The 14,780-nt window shown below is 63.9% G+C and carries 15 protein-coding genes; 8 read left to right on the plus strand and 7 right to left on the minus strand.

Translation table 11 applies throughout. The annotated features are described in order from the left end of the window. Nucleotides 1-5: 5 nt before the first annotated feature. Nucleotides 6-659, plus strand: coding sequence for a TetR/AcrR family transcriptional regulator (locus FFS37_RS24090; protein WP_137933470.1), 654 nt, complete (start codon nucleotides 6-8; stop codon nucleotides 657-659). Between the two features lie 23 nt (nucleotides 660-682). Next, a complete protein-coding gene (locus tag FFS37_RS24095; RefSeq protein WP_137933471.1) occupies nucleotides 683-1,714 on the plus strand; it encodes a histone deacetylase family protein in 1,032 nt (343 codons plus the stop codon). A gap of 74 nt (nucleotides 1,715-1,788) precedes the next feature. Here FFS37_RS24095 and FFS37_RS24100 read toward each other — a convergent pair whose 3' ends face one another. Further along, a complete protein-coding gene (locus tag FFS37_RS24100) occupies nucleotides 1,789-2,979 on the minus strand; it encodes a TMEM43 family protein (protein ID WP_137933472.1) in 1,191 nt (396 codons plus the stop codon). Between the two features lie 416 nt (nucleotides 2,980-3,395). Between FFS37_RS24100 and FFS37_RS24105 the strand changes: the two genes are divergently transcribed. Continuing rightward, on the plus strand, nucleotides 3,396-4,106 hold the full coding sequence (locus FFS37_RS24105) for a helix-turn-helix transcriptional regulator (RefSeq protein WP_137933473.1): 711 nt from the start codon (nucleotides 3,396-3,398) through the stop codon (nucleotides 4,104-4,106). Continuing rightward, on the plus strand, nucleotides 4,103-4,873 hold the full coding sequence (locus FFS37_RS24110) for a helix-turn-helix transcriptional regulator (RefSeq protein ID WP_137933474.1): 771 nt from the start codon (nucleotides 4,103-4,105) through the stop codon (nucleotides 4,871-4,873). The genes FFS37_RS24105 and FFS37_RS24110 overlap by 4 nt, the downstream gene beginning before the upstream one ends. A 23-nt stretch (nucleotides 4,874-4,896) precedes the next feature. On the opposite strand, the gene FFS37_RS24115 is transcribed toward FFS37_RS24110, so the two are convergent. The 6 genes from FFS37_RS24115 to motA all read right to left on the minus strand — a co-directional run bounded on the left by FFS37_RS24115 (nucleotide 4,897) and on the right by motA (nucleotide 9,840). Further along, on the minus strand, nucleotides 4,897-5,331 hold the full coding sequence (locus tag FFS37_RS24115; protein ID WP_137933475.1) for a hypothetical protein: 435 nt from the start codon (nucleotides 5,329-5,331) through the stop codon (nucleotides 4,897-4,899). Beyond that, nucleotides 5,328-6,410: a flagellar biosynthesis protein FlhB gene (gene flhB, locus FFS37_RS24120; RefSeq protein ID WP_137933476.1), complete on the minus strand. Its 1,083-nt coding sequence runs from the start codon at nucleotides 6,408-6,410 to the stop codon at nucleotides 5,328-5,330. Before flhB ends, FFS37_RS24115 begins: the two co-directional genes overlap by 4 nt. 113 nt (nucleotides 6,411-6,523) lie before the next feature. Further along, nucleotides 6,524-7,537 carry a flagellar motor switch protein FliG gene (locus tag FFS37_RS24125; protein WP_137933477.1) on the minus strand — a complete coding sequence of 338 codons (1,014 nt, stop codon included), beginning with the start codon at nucleotides 7,535-7,537 and terminating at the stop codon, nucleotides 6,524-6,526. A gap of 43 nt (nucleotides 7,538-7,580) precedes the next feature. Then, nucleotides 7,581-7,967 carry a flagellar motor switch protein FliN gene (gene fliN, locus FFS37_RS24130; protein ID WP_137933478.1) on the minus strand — a complete coding sequence of 129 codons (387 nt, stop codon included), beginning with the start codon at nucleotides 7,965-7,967 and terminating at the stop codon, nucleotides 7,581-7,583. 17 nt (nucleotides 7,968-7,984) lie between these two features. Continuing rightward, a complete protein-coding gene (locus FFS37_RS24135) occupies nucleotides 7,985-8,932 on the minus strand; it encodes a FliM/FliN family flagellar motor switch protein (RefSeq protein ID WP_137933577.1) in 948 nt (315 codons plus the stop codon). A gap of 32 nt (nucleotides 8,933-8,964) precedes the next feature. Continuing rightward, nucleotides 8,965-9,840: a flagellar motor stator protein MotA gene (motA, locus tag FFS37_RS24140; RefSeq protein WP_137933479.1), complete on the minus strand. Its 876-nt coding sequence runs from the start codon at nucleotides 9,838-9,840 to the stop codon at nucleotides 8,965-8,967. 146 nt (nucleotides 9,841-9,986) lie between these two features. Here motA and FFS37_RS24145 point away from each other — a divergent pair, with 146 nt between their 5' ends. The 4 genes from FFS37_RS24145 to FFS37_RS24160 are packed head-to-tail and all read left to right on the plus strand — an operon-like array spanning nucleotide 9,987 to nucleotide 14,709. Further along, nucleotides 9,987-11,795, plus strand: a complete 1,809-nt coding sequence (locus FFS37_RS24145; RefSeq protein WP_137933480.1) for a DUF1217 domain-containing protein — start codon at nucleotides 9,987-9,989, stop codon at nucleotides 11,793-11,795. 2 nt (nucleotides 11,796-11,797) lie between these two features. Beyond that, complete coding sequence (gene flgF / locus FFS37_RS24150; protein WP_137933481.1) at nucleotides 11,798-12,523, plus strand: flagellar basal-body rod protein FlgF; 726 nt, start codon at nucleotides 11,798-11,800, stop codon at nucleotides 12,521-12,523. Between the two features lies 1 nt (nucleotide 12,524). Next, the gene (fliI, locus tag FFS37_RS24155; RefSeq protein WP_137933482.1) at nucleotides 12,525-13,925 is read left to right on the plus strand and encodes a flagellar protein export ATPase FliI; all 1,401 of its coding nucleotides are present in this window, start codon (nucleotides 12,525-12,527) and stop codon (nucleotides 13,923-13,925) included. Next, nucleotides 13,906-14,709, plus strand: coding sequence for a hypothetical protein (locus FFS37_RS24160; RefSeq protein ID WP_137933483.1), 804 nt, complete (start codon nucleotides 13,906-13,908; stop codon nucleotides 14,707-14,709). The genes fliI and FFS37_RS24160 overlap by 20 nt, the downstream gene beginning before the upstream one ends. Nucleotides 14,710-14,780 lie beyond the last annotated feature (71 nt).

Consider the following 14,780-nt stretch of genomic DNA (forward strand, 5'->3'; position numbering starts at 1 on the left):
AAGCCGTGAAGCCCAGTCTCGACCGCAAGACGAAGATAGTGCTCGAGCCGCGCAAGCAGCCGCGGCAGCAAAGATCGAGCAAGGTGGTCGACAGGATTCTCGACGCGGCGCTGATCCTGACGCGGGAGCAAGGAACCAAGACGCCGACGACGCTCGCCATCGCGCAGCGTGCCGGCCTCTCGGTCGGTTCCGTTTACCAGTACTTTCCCAACAAGGAAGCCATCCTGCTGGACCTCGCCCGGCGTTGGCTGTCGTCCTTCCCGGAGGTGATCGCCAAGCGCATCAAGGTCGCCCCGCCCACCAACCGCGAAGAGTTCCGGCGCGAGGTCGGAAAGCTCTTCATCGACACCTCCAGGCTCTACCTCGAAAATGCCAGTCTGATGCCGGTGATCGAGGCCATTTCGGGCAATGCCGACCTCAGGCCGATCCAGAACGAATATGACGACCAGATCATCGCCCTGTACGCCGCATGGCTGCAGCACGTGAATCCGGCTCTTGAAGACAAGATCGCCAGCCGGCTCGGCCTGGTCATGATGGAGGTCGGACACGCCTGCAGGCTTGTCGGGCTGAAGAGGGATCGCAGGACATTCGACCTCATCGAGGACGATGTGGAGACCATGTGGCTCGCTCTGCTGAGCCCCTATCTCAATCTCAACTGATTGCAACTGTTCAGGGGAACTTCATGAAGACTGTCTATTCGCCGCTTCACGCCGGTCATGCCGGCCAGATGGAGCTCGTTACATCGGCCATCGTGCCGGGGTTCGAAAAGCCGTCGCGCGCGGAATTCATCAAGGCGCGGGTCGAGAGCGAGAAACTCGGACCGATCATCGCGCCGGCCGAGCACGACCTCACTGCCGCCAAACGCGTCCACCGCGCCGACTATATCGACTTCCTGCCGACCGTCTGGCCGCAATGGATCGCCGAGGGCCACAAGGGCACCGCGATGCCTTTCACCTGGCCGACACGCGGGCTGCGCGGCGACGTGCCGCCGAAGCGCATCGACGCGCTGCTCGGCTACTATTCCTTCGACGGCGGCGCCACCTTCGTCGAGGGCACCTGGGCCGCGATCAAGTCATCCTACGACGTGGCGCTGACAGCCGCCGGCCTGGTCAAGAACGGTGAACGGTCGGCCTTCGCGCTCTGCCGCCCGCCCGGCCACCATGCCGGCGCCGGCTTCATGGGCGGCTATTGCTACATCAACAACGCCGCCGTCGCCGCGCAATGGTTCCTCGACCAGGGCGCCAAGCGCGTCTCCATCCTCGACGTCGACTACCATCACGGCAACGGCACCCAGGAGATCTTCTATAACAGCGCCGACGTGCAGGTCCTCAATCTGCATGGCGATCCGATGGTCGAATACCCGTTCTTCCTCGGCCATGCCGACGAACGCGGCGCGGGCGCGGGCGAAGGCTTCAACATCAACTATCCGATGCCCTTCGGCACCACCTGGGAAGCCTGGAACGCCGCGCTGGAGGATGCCTGCGCCAGGCTCGCCGCCTACGCGCCCGACATTGTCGTGGTCTCGCTCGGCGTCGACACGTTCGAGAAGGACCCGATCAGCCAGTTCAAGCTGAAAAGCCACGACTATCCCAAGATCGGCCAACGCATCGCCAAGCTCGGCCTGCCTACGCTGTTCGTCCAGGAAGGCGGCTACGCCGTCGAGGAAATCGGCATCAACGCCGTCGGCGTCCTGACCGGTTTCGAGGACAAGTAAGCCCCGCCCGCGACCCGGTCGCGGGCAATGGCAGTCAGGAACAAGAAGGGCGGCATTGCCGCCCTTCTTGCGTTCTACGCCGCACCAGCGCTAGGCGCCGTGGTTGATACGGCCGGTCTGCGCGACCTGCCGAGATAGTAGACCACCGCCGCGGCGATGACGCCGGCCGCAAGAATGCCTGCCGCCAGGACCGGCCGATACCAGAACCAGGCGATGGCGATCGTCGTCGTGCCGACCAGGATCGCCAGGAAAAAGGCGATGATGCCGGTGCCCATCCGCGCCATGCTGCCGAGGAAGGGAATGACGTCCAGGATCACGCCGATCGGGCTGAGGAACAGCGCGAAGCCGATCGCAAGCAGCAGCAATCCGCCGGCACGCAGGAGCCAGGTGATCAGCGTGTTGGCGCTGACCGCGTCGGCGAACATCTTGTCTGCCGGTACCTGGCCGGTGTCGACCATCAGCAGCGCGTCGCCCGCTTGTGTCTGGTAAGGCTCGAACCGGCTGCCCGCCTGCCGCGCGACGATGCTGACCACGCCGAGCGGCGCCAGTTCGTAGCCGATGCGGTAATCGCCGAGCGCCGGAGACGTCGTATCGGCGCCAAGGTAGATTCTGCCGTCGACGATGCTGAGCGGCTTGGCCCCGCCATAAGCGGCCTTGATCGCCGCCAGTTGGCCGGACGCAATCGAGAAATCCTTGTCACCGCCGATGCGGTCGAGCACCGGCCTGTCGAGATCGAAGGCGACCAGCTTGCCGTCCGGAATCTGGAACGCACGGCTATGGATCGCCATCGGCGGATTCTGATGCCCGTCCGGCTTCTTGAAATCGGACGAGTCGATCTGGCTGTCGTCCCACACCTTGGAATAGCCGTAGGTCGTCTCCGTCTCTTCGCCGCCGCCAAGCTTCTTGGTGGTCTCGGATTTGGACTCTTCCTTCCATTGATACATCTCGACGGTACGCGACAGACGCAACCCCTGCGCGGCGATCCCGAAATCCGGATCCGCCAGGCCGCTGCCTGCCGTCACCGGCCCGCTGACATGCACCAGCTTGCCGTCATTGGCGGCATCGACGCTGTCGGCGCCGATCGAGACGACCGCGCCCGCGCCTTCGGCCAGCGAGCGCGCCGTCTGCACCGCGCGCCCCTCGTTCCAGAATAGCCCGATCACCATCAGCACGATCAGCAGCAAGCCGAAGATGACACCGCCGACCGCGCGCTTGATGCGCCCGAACCATGAGACTGAAGTAATTTCCCGAAATGAATCGCTCATCGTTTCCCCCGAAACCCAAACGTGCGGGAACCTAGCCGAACGCGGTCGCCACCGATATGGCCGGCCTGCACCGTCCAGGTTTTTTCACCGCCACAAGCGCGGAAAACGGCGCCCTGAGTCGCGCGTGGAGTCCAAGGGATTCGATTTTGTCAAATCGCGTTTGATGTCGGATTCATCTGCGGGTAGATTAGAACCGAATCAGCCGGTCCTCGGGGGGCACGGCGACCACCCAAAGTCTCACGTTCCGGAAATTTCCGGCGCCAGACGCGGACGGCTTCGCGTTCCCCATATGGATTCCGTCTGGTCGGGCGCGGCCCCGCGCCCGTGTGTGCCTCGTAAAAGTAACGCGTTTTCAGGTTCGGCCGCTGGTTCTCCAGCATCCGGGCATCAGCATCGATTCCGGCCAAAAGCAGCAGATGACCAGTTCCGCCGCGCTTCTTCATTCCGACACGTTGGGCTCGCGCCTGACGTCGCGTGGCGACCTCACCGGCTTCTTCATGGAGCTGACCGCCGAGATCGGCGCCGACAGTTACATGCTGGTCGCCATCGTCCATGACCAGGATCGCAACGACGCGCGCATCGTCTCCTCCAACTGGATCTTCGACGCCATCGAATTGATCGGCAAGCGGCTGATCGCCGGCCTTGCCCAAGGCGCGCTCACCGTCGCGCCCGGCATCCGTCCAAGGCCGCTGGTGGCTGCCGAGGCGCCGGACGCCGACGGGCTGGTCTCGGGCGAGGAGGCGCGCCTCCTCGATGTGCTTGGCCATGCCGAGATCTACTCGCTGCGCTTGAATGTCGGACGCCAGCGCCTGTTCGCCCTGTTTTCGGCGGCGACATCGGGCCAGATCGACCAGCCCGCGCTGATGAAGGCGCAGCTTAAATGCTGCTACGCGCTCTCGCATACGCCACAGTTGATCGCGGCGGCGGCCATGCAGGATCCGCTCTCGGACCGCGAGCGCGAATGCCTGTTCTGGGTCTCGGAAGGCAAGACCACCGACGAAGTCGCGGTCATCCTTGGCGTCTCCTCCAACACCGTGAACAGCTACATCACCCACGCCATCCAGAAATTCGCGGCCTCGAACCGGGCCATGGCGATCGCCACGGCGATCAGGAGCGGCATCATTTGAAAAACGTCGAGATCAGAGACGCGGCCGAGGCCCTTTTCAACGAGCAGCGCACTCCGTTCGGCGCCTTCTCGCTCGGCTCAGAGACGCATCACGCCGTCACCATCCCCGATGCCGTGCGCCGCTGCCGCTGGATATCCGTCGACATCAACGCTTCGGCCTTCGGCCTGTTTTTCGTCAGCCCGTCGCCGGAGCGGGCACGTCTGGTGCCGTGCCTCGATTCCGACTACCCCGGCATCGCTGTGGCGACGAAATTCATTTCGGGCGCCAATGGCGAGGAGATCGTGCGCCACTGCAGGATCTCGACCGAACCGCGCTGGTGGACGGATGACGGCGTGGCGGCCATGGCCGAGACGTTCGGCAATCTGGCCTGGACCGCGCAGATGGCGCCGCTGGCGCCGGGCACAAGCGGCATCGCCTTTCCCGTTCACGCCGATCGCGGCCAGTGCGGCCTCGTCGTCTTCCTCGGATCGGAGATGGTGCTGAACCAGGACGCGCTCTACGAAATCCATGCCCGCTGCTTTTCCCTGTTCGCCGCGGTGGCGCGCATCCGTCCGGGCGACACCGGCAGGATGCGCTCGATCTCCAAGCGCGAACTCGAATGCCTGAAGCTGACCGCCAACGGCAACACCAGCGAGGAGATCGCGCGGCTGCTGAAACTGTCGGTTCATACCGCCAACCAGTACCTCACCCAGTCGACCCAGAAGCTCAACGCCGTCAACCGCAACCAGGCGGTCGCCAAGGCGCTGCGGCTTGGGCTGATCGAATAGAGACTTCCGGCCGATAAGGTGCCTCAGAAGGCCAGCGGTTCGACCTTGCGGATACGCGCCTCCTCGATCACATCCTCGAGCAGGGCGGTATTGTGATCGGGATCCTCGCCCGGCTTCTCGAACGAGACATAGTTGACCACGACCGAATTGCCGCTCTCGCTCAGCGTCAGCTGGAAATAGACGGTCACGCCTGGCGGCCTGAGCTCCAGGTCGAGCACGATGCGCGGGCTGCCGCTCCAGTCTACATGCGCCTCGCCGCCATGGCCGAGCCTCAGCGTGCCCGGCTTGAAGAACAACTCCGCCGCGGAATCGACCAGATCCGAAAGGCAGGCGAAATGCTCCAGCCGAATGAAGGCGATATAGTCGGCGACATCGATCAGCCTCAGCTCGCCGACCACCTGCTCGATGGCGCTGGCGACGATGATCTCACGGGATTTTGCGTGCGGTTGGCGGTTCATGAAATCTGTCTGCGCTCAGCCTTTTTCGAGTAGACGATCCGCACCAGTTCGGCGACGGCCTGGTAGAATTGCGACGGGATCACATTATCGACCGAAACTTGCTTGTACATGGAGCGGGCAAGCGCCACGTCCTCGAAGATCGGGATGTTGTGCTCCTTCGCAATCTCGCGGATCTTCAGCGCCACCAGGTCTTGACCCTTGGCCACCACGAGCGGCGCCGAATCCTCGTCGCGCACATATTTCAGCGCGATCGAGAAGTGGGTCGGATTGGCGATGACCAGCGTGGCGCGCGGCACCGCCGTCATCATCCTCTTGCGGGCCCGGTCGCGGGCCAGCGAACGCAGCCGCGACTTGACGATCGGGTCACCTTCGGACTGCTTGAACTCGTCCTTGACCTCCTGCTTGCTCATGCGCAGGTCTTGTTTCCAGTGGAAGCGCGACCAGACGATGTCGATCGCCGCGATCAGTCCCATGACGAAGACGATGGCGACCAGAATGTCGACGGCGATGCCGCGGATGACGAGGCCGAAGGCGACGGGGTTGGTGATCATCCCGGCAAGCAGCTTGCGGTGATCCTCAGACAGCGTGAAGGTGAGCACGGCGATGGCGAAGCCGACCTTTGCCAGCGACTTCAGGAACTCGACCCAGCCCTGGGTGCCGAACATCCGGTTCCAGCCCTTGACGATCGAGATGCGCGAAAACTGCGGCCTGATCCGCTCGCCGACGAATTGCGGCATGTTCTGCAATACCGAGGCGCCGATGCCGGCTACCGTCAGCAGCACGAGCAGGCTCAGGACGGCGCGGCCCACTTCCAGCATGACGATCTTGTAGAGCGCGATGACATCGGTCTCGGTACCCATCGGCCACGCCTCGGGCTTTTCCAGGAACATTGCCAGGAACATGCCGAGATTGACGACCGCGTCCTTGGCATAGAAGACGGTGAACACCAGTATGGCGACGAAGGAGGCCAGGATCGCGGTTTCCCTCGAATGGGGCAGTTTGCCCTGTTCGATGGTGTCGCGGATTTTCTTTTCCGTCGCCTCTTCTGTTTTGGAGTCCTTGTCGGTGGCGTCGGACATGCTTAGCGCCCGATGCCGACAAGCGTGACATGGTCTTCGGACGACATCATGTTCTGGGCCTCTGATTCAGGACCGAATTCGGCTTTCTGCTCGATTCGGTCCGAAATCATCCTTTATGCGGCGTTCTGCGTCGAGGGCAGTTCGAACGCGCCTTCGCGCGACAGGCGGATGGTCGTCGAAACGATCGTCTTGCGGGCGGCCAGTATGTCGGCGGCCGGGACGCCATCCGAGCCCTGCCCGAGCTCGGCTTCGATCATGCGCCGCGACCGGGCGCCGATCGCCGACAGCACCGCTTCGGCCAACGCCGCCGACGTGCCGCGCAGCGCCAGCGTGACCAGTTCCGTCGACAAGCCGTCGAACAGCAGCACGCGCGCCTTCTGGGGCAGCAGCGGCAGGTCGTCGAAGGCGAACAGCCGGGCCCGCACGCCATCGAGATCTGGCGTGCCGGCCGCCTCAAGATCCTGCATGACCTCCTCGAGCTGCGGCTTTTCCATCTCGTTGAGCACGCTGGCGACACGCGCCTGACCCGCCGACGTGTCCTTGGTCGAGGTCTCCGACAGCACGCTGGAGCGCAGCCTGTTCTCGACGATCCTGGTGGCCGCGGCCGGGACATTGGCCATCGTCACCATGCGCTTGATGATTTCGCCGCGCATCGGCTTCGTCAGCGTCAGAAGCACGCTTGCCGCAGCCTGCGGCGCCAGCTTCGACAGCACCATGGCCGCCGTCTGCGGATGTTCGCCTGCCAGGAAACCTCCCAGCCGCGAGGGTTCGAGCTTTTCGAGATCGGGCCAGATCGGTGGCGGCCCTTCCGGCGCCGCCTCCGGCTTCTTGTTGCCCATGATAGCGTTCATCTCCTCGGCCGAGAGCGACTCGTTGAGGATCGTGTCCATCCTGTCGGCCGAATCGAGCAGGCCGGCACCTTCGGTGAACTCGGCCTCGAATTCGGCGACGATGCGCTCGAGGTCCGCCTGCGGGATGGTCCTCAGCAGCCGGGCGCCCTCGATCAGCGCCTTCAGCTCTTCCTGCTTGAAGAATTTCAAGAGCCGGCTGGCAGACGGCTTGCCCATCGCCACCAGTATGGCGGCCGCCTTCTGCGCGCGCGTCAGGGTGGTCAGCGGCGTCGTCATGCCCTTCGCCTCCCCTGCCGTCGGCAAGCCCCGCGCTTCATGTCTAGGCGCCCTTCGTGCCGGCGATGATTTCCGTCAGCCTGACGCCGAAGCGCGACGGATCGCTTTCGAGCACCGTGATCTCGCCGCGCGCGATCTTGCGGCCGTTGACCACGACGTCGACGGGCTCGCCGATGCGGCGGTTGAGCGCGACGGTCGAGCCCTTCTGCAACCCCATCAGGTCGGCAACCGCCATCTCCGTGCTGCCGAGGATGATCTGGACATCGACGGGGATGTTCATGATGACGCTCGAATTGGCAGATGCCGCCGCCCTTGCGGCCATCTCGGGGCGCTGCTCCTCCTCGTGCAGGACGCCGCGCAATTCCTCGATGGCGCGGTCGAGCTGCTCGTCCGGCTGGTCAAGCTCTGCTTCTACCTTGGTCTTGGCCATGAATCGTCTCCAAAAGCTCAGGCGCGCCCGGCACCAGCCGGCATGAGCCCATCGATGAAATCCTGCCCGGCATCGAAGGGATGCCTGATTCGGACGGTGTAATTCTGCCCCAGTTTGCCGAACTCGCATACGAACAGCGTCTGCCCGCGCGCGCTGAGGCGAGCCCGCGATTGCGCCGTTTCGTCGAAGTCGATGACCTGGCCGAGTTCCAGGTTCGCGAGATCGCCGAGCGTCAGCCTTGCCAGCGGCATGGTGGCCTCGAGCGCCACCGTCGAACGCATCACCTCTTCGGAGAAGCGTGCGCGCCAGTTGGTGCCGCTGTCATCCTCGCTGACGCTGATGGTACCGTCGCGGCCGGCGAGCACGATACGCTGCGGCATCGTCACCGTGATCGTGCCGCTGTCGACCGGCGTCGAGATGCCGAGCACGATGCGTATGGCGGCACCGTCGCGCAGCACATGACGCCTCGCCTCGATGCCAGACATCGCCCGCGGCGCGGGCAGCCGCAGATCGAGCGAGCGCCGGCCCGATCCGTTGAGTGCCTGCGCCACCTCCTGGAACACCATTGTCGAGACGTCGGTCTCGATCGGCGACAGGTCACGCTCGATCGGCGACACCGGCATGTCCGGATCGCCGCCGAACAGCGTGGAGACCATGATGGCGATCGCCGGCGCATCCATGACCAGCGTCATCGCGTCGGAAGACGCCGGCGAGCCAACGACGGTCATGGCGAAGGTGTCGCCCGCGCGGGATCGCGCCTCCGGGACACGGCTGACCTCGACCGCCTTGAGATCGACGATCACCGGCACGCCAAGCTCGCCCGTGAGCCCCTTCTGCAGCAGCGGCACGGCGCGTTCGGCCATGGCGCGGCCGGCGTCGATGACCTGATCGGCCTCGCCGCTATCGCCGACCAGACGCTCGATGATCAACGAGCGCGCTTGCGCGGGGCTGCCAGGACTGCTCATGGCCGTGCCGGCATCGATCTGTCGTGCATCACTCACGCGGCCTTCTTCTCGGCGCCACCGGTGTTCATCGTGCTCTGCTCGACGGCGTCGATGGTCGGCCGCTCATAGGACGAGATGGTCTTGCGGCCGAACTCGATCGCCACCTGCGGCAGCGCGCCGTTCATGTAGGCGAGCAGCGTCTGCTTGACGATGATGTAGAGGCGGTTCTTCTTCTCGCGCACCGTCTTGACCTTGGTGGCGACCGGCCCGACCACGGCATAGGAAAGAAAGATGCCGAGGAAGGTGCCCACCAGCGCGGCGCCGATCAGGCCGCCGAGGATCTCCGGCGACTGGTCGAGAGCGCCCATCGCCTTGACCACGCCGAGCACCGCGGCGACGATGCCGAGCGCCGGCAGGCCGTCGCCGACCGCGACCAGCGCATGATAGGCCTTCATCTTGTCGGTCTTGATCGTGTGGATTTCCTCATCCATCAGCGCCTCGATCTCGTGCGAGCGGGCGTTGCCGATGATGATGATGCGGCAGTAGTCGCAGATGAAGTTCATCAGGTCGTGATTCTTGAGCACGGTCGGAAAGGCCTGGAAGATCGCCGATTCTTCAGGATTGTCGATATGCGCTTCGACCTCGCTGCGCGACTTCGAACGCAATTCGCGCATCAGGCTGTGCAGCACGCCGAGCGTCTCGAGATAGTCCTGCTCCTTCGGCACGGCCTGCCTGAAGGCCTCGAGAATGCCCCTTCCAGTGTCCTTGACCGTCTTCATCGGATTGGCGACCAGGAAGGTGCCGAGCGCCGCGCCGCAGATGACCACGGCTTCCCAGGGCTGCACAAGCACCTGCAGGTGCCCGCCCATGGCCATGAAGCCGCCAAGGACGCAGCCGAGCGTCACCACAAGTCCGATCAGAATGCCCACGACAGGTCCTTCCGCATGTCACATGGCTGCAAGGGATAGTCCCCGTGCCTTGTGTGAGGCTTGAATCGGAGCAGCCCGGCTGGATTCAGTTTCGCGCAAGGAAGTGAGTTTATTGTGTTGGCATAGCTCCGGCCGGAGGCACATCCTTGCTCAGTACCTATACCAGCTACCAGTTGATCGCCAAAGACATCAACAAGTCGATCGACCAGGTCGAGAAACAACCGACGGTCGACCGCGACACGCAATATTACCTTGCCAATATCACCAAGGTGAAGTCGATCGACGATTTCGTCAACAATGACCGGCTTTTCAAATACGCCATGAAGGCCTACGGGCTTGAGAACATGGATTACGCCAAGGCCTTCATGGTCAAGGCGCTCAAGGAAGGCGTCTCCGACCCCAACAGTTTCGCCAACAAGCTGACCGACAAGCGTTACGCCCAGTTTGTCAGCGCTTTCAACTTCGCCGCCAATGGAGCCAATGCGACCAGCTACAACAAGGCGCAGCAGCCGGTAACCAGCAACTATGCGCTGCAAATCCAGATCGGCGCCTCAAAATCGGGGTTTTCCTACTACCAGAGCGAAACCGCCTATTACGTCACCAACATTTCCAAGGTGAAGTCGGTCGACGATCTGATGGGCGACCCTCGCCTGCTGACATACGCAATGGCGGCATTCGGGCTCGACGCCACAACCGAACCGGCTGCTACCGTCCGGGCGATGCTCGAAGGTGGCGTCAGCGACCCCAACAGCCCCGCAAACAAACTGACCGACAAGAGCTACGCCAACTTCGTCTCGGCATTCAACTTTGTCCAATATGGTGATCAGACAACCACGCGCACCGATGTCCAGCAGGTCCCGAACGGATACATGACTGGAGCCGGACTGACGCTGGTCAAGCCGAGCGCGCAGTATATCAAGGGCGAGGCCGACTATTACGCGGCAAACATCTCGACGGTGAAGTCGATCGACGACCTGATGGCGAACAAGCGCCTGCTGACCTTCGCCATGGCTTCCTATGGACTGGATGCCTCCACCGAAACACCGCAGCAAATCCGCACCATGCTCCAGGGCGGCGTCAGCGACCCGAACAGCCCGGCCAACACGCTGACCGACAAACGCTATGCCAACTTCGTCACCGCCTTCAACTTTGCCCAATATGGCGATCAGACAACCTCGCGCGACGCGGTGCAGAAGGACACGCTCAACATCTACACCACGGAATCGGCGCTTGGCCTGATCCCGCCGAATGCGGACTACATCAAATCGGAGACCGCATACTATCTGGCCAACGTCACCAACGTGAAATCCATCGACGATTTGATGGCCAACAGCCGGCTGTACAACTACGCGCTCGCGTCCGTTGGGCTCGACCCGGCCAAAGAGAGCAAGGACCTGATCCGCAGCGTGCTGACCGGTGGCATTCGCGACCCCAACAGCGTCGCCAACAAGATGACCAACAAGGCTTATGCCGGGCTCGCCAGCGCCTTCAACTTCGAACAGTACGGCGAAGCCGCCACAACCATCAATCCGGCACAGCAACCGACCGTCGACATGTATATGCGCCAGACGCTCGAGGAGGATGCCGGCAAGACCAATGAGGGCGTGCGGCTGGCGCTTTACTTCCAACGCAAGGCGCCCGACATCAGCAACTGGTACGACGTGCTGGCCGATACCGCCCTTGCCAGCGTCGTGCGCACCGCGCTCGGCCTGCCCGATTCCTTCGCCACCGCCGACATCGACAAGCAGGCGCAGCTGTTCGGACAGAAGCTCAACATCGCGGATTTCACCGATCCCGTGAAACTCGGCAAATTCCTGACCCGCTTCACCAGCATGTACGAGATCAACAATCCGACCTCGACCGCCGTGACGTCGATCAGCGTGCTCTTCGCCAAGCCGGTCACGTCGGGCATCTCCACCGATTTGATGATGGCCATGCAGAAAATGAAGTTCTGACCATGCGTGACAGTCTTTACGTTGCCTTGTCCGCGCAGATGGCGCTCGAGCGCCGGATGGATACGATCGCCGACAATGTCGCCAACGCCAACACGGTCGGCTTCCGCGCCACCGGCGTGAAATTCGAGGACGTGGTGTCGGGGACGGGCCAGAAATCGGTATCCTTCGCCTCGTCCGGTAAAACATATCTCTCGGGCGCCCATGGCTCCCTGACCGAGACCGGCAATCCGTTCGATTTCGCCATCCAGGGCGACGCCTGGTTCGCCATCGACACGCCGGCCGGCACCGTCATGACCCGCGATGGCCGCTTCTCGATGAACGAGAATGGCGAGTTGATGTCGATCGAAGGCCATCCGGTGCTCGATGCCGGCGGCGCGCCGATCCAGCTCGATCCCCGCAACGGTCCGCCCAAGGCGGGCGCCGACGGATCGCTGCGCCAGAACGACCAACTGGTCGGCTCGATCGGCCTCTACAACTTCGATCCCGGCGAGAACTTCGTGCGCTACGGCAACTCCGGCATCGTGCCCGCGCGCACGCCCGACCCGGTGACCGACCGCTCCGATGTCGGCATCGCCCAGGGCTTCGTCGAGGAATCGAACGTCAATCCGGTTATGGAAATGACCCGGCTGATCATGGTCCAGCGCGCCTTCGAGAACACCGCCGCGCTGATACGTCAGACGGATTCCTCGACCGACGAGGCGATCAAGACGCTCGGCTCGAAGTCGTAGCATGTCATCGGGCCAGCCCTCCATCCGCGCCCCCGAGAGGCGGCTTCAGCCGGCGCCAGAGGACCGGCTTGCCACGCTGGAACGGATTGTCAGGCGCTTCAGCGGGGCCGACGGGCTGATCAAACGCGGCGGCCTCGTCACCGAAGTCACCTCGACGCATTACAAGGTGCGTGGCCTTTCCGATTTCGCCAGGCTGGGCGACATCGTCGAGCAGCGCGGCCAGGCCGGCGCGCGCCGGGGCGAGATCGTCAAGATCAGCCGTGACGAGGTCGTCGTGGCGCCGTTCGAACGCAGCGCCGACGCCGGCATCGGCGACGCTGTGTTCCGCCGGGGCCCGCTCGCCGTGACGCCGCATGCCTCATGGCGCGGCCGCGCCATCGACGCGCTTACCCGGGCGATCGATGGCGGCCCCTCGCTGATCAGGGGCGACGACACGGCCGACGGCGCCACGACGCCGGGCGCCATGACGCGGCAGCGCGTCGGCACCGCCTTCATGACCGGCGTCAAGGTCATCGATATCTTCACGCCGCTGTGCTTTGGCCAGCGCATGGGCGTCTTTGCCGGTTCCGGTGTCGGCAAGTCGACGCTGCTTGCCATGCTCGCCGGTGCTGACGCCTTCGACACCGTTGTCGTCGCGCTGATCGGCGAACGCGGCCGCGAGGTTCGCGAGTTCCTCGAGGACACGATAGGCGACAGCATGGCCAAGACCGTGGCCGTCGTCGCCACCAGCGACGAAAGCGCCATGATGCGGCGGCGCGCGCCGGACACCGCCATGCGCGTCGCCGAGCACTTTCGCGACCAGGGCCACCGCGTTCTCCTGGTGCTGGATTCGATCACCCGTTTCGCTCATGCCCTGCGCGAAGTCGCGACCGGAACCGGCGAGCCGCCGGTGGCGCGCGGCTACCCCGCTTCCGTTTTCACCGAACTGCCCAAGCTGCTCGAGCGCGCCGGACCTGGCGCCGAGGGCAAGGGATCGATCACCGCCATCATTTCCGTGCTGGTCGACGGCGACGACCACAACGATCCGGTCGCCGATTCCGTGCGCGGCATCCTCGACGGCCATGTCGTGCTCGATCGCGCCATCGCCGAACAGGGTCGTTATCCACCGGTCAACCCGCTCTCGTCCATATCACGCCTGGCCGGTAAGGCCTGGAGCACCGAGCAGCGCGCGCTGGTGGCAAGGCTGAAGTCGATGATCTCCCGCTTCGAGGACACGCGCGATATTCGCCTGCTCGGCGCCTATCAGGGTGGTGTCGACGCCGAGCTCGACATGGCCGTGCGCCAGGTTCCGCTGATCTACGAAGCGCTGACCCAGTCGCCGAGGGACCGTCCGTCGGCCGATCCGTTCTCCGATCTTGCCCGTCATCTCAAGGGAAAGCAGAATGTCGACGCAGGAGACTGAAGGGCAGTACACCGAGCGCCTGTTGCGCGAGATGATCGCCGAAGCGAGCGCGGCCGAGGAAGCAAAGGCCGAGGAAGTGAGGGCCGCGAAGGCCAGGGCCGCGCGCGCCAATGCCGCCAAGACCGAAGCCGTGCTCGCAAAGGCCGCCAGAGCCGCCCTGCCCAGGGCGGCCTGGCGTGCTCAGCCGGAGGCCGCGATCGCGGGGACCGCGCAGGCCAGCCGCGAATCCCTGATCGACGACCTGTTTCCCGTCACCGAATGGCCGCAGCCGCCAAAGGCGCAATTTCCCAAGCTGGAAAAGAAGTCCGACCGCAGAAGCGATTTCGTGGTTGCGGCGCTCGGTGTCACGCTTGGTCTGATATGCGCCCTGTTTCCCTGGTACATTTTCTTCAATCAGGAGCAGTTCGGCGTTCAGGCGATCAAGTTCGGCGGCACCGGCACCAATTCGGGGCGCGCCGGCGGCGGCGTTGTGGCCGAACGCAGCGCGCCGCTGACCGTGAAGGACGTTCCCAGCACCGGTATCGACCTGCTTGCCACCGGCACGGTGCAGGATGACGCCAAACTGGAGCCGCCCGGCGACCAACCCTTTCCCGCCGATGTCGCGAAATTCCGCCTGGTCCACGTCGCCAACGGCCGCGCCATGATCGAGGACGACACCGGCCTGTGGATGGTCCAGCGCGGCTCGACGCTGCCGGATTCCAGCCAGGTCTCGTCGATCGAGCAGCGCAACGGCAAATGGGTCATGCTCACCAGCACCAACCAGGTGATCGAGCTTTCCAAGTAAGATCGGACTCTACACGCCTTCGCGGCGCTGTTCCGGATGCGGGAGATGGCGCATGACGCCGTCTGAAGACC

Source organism: Mesorhizobium comanense, assembly GCF_005503535.1.
GTDB classification, from domain to species: domain Bacteria; phylum Pseudomonadota; class Alphaproteobacteria; order Rhizobiales; family Rhizobiaceae; genus Mesorhizobium; species Mesorhizobium comanense.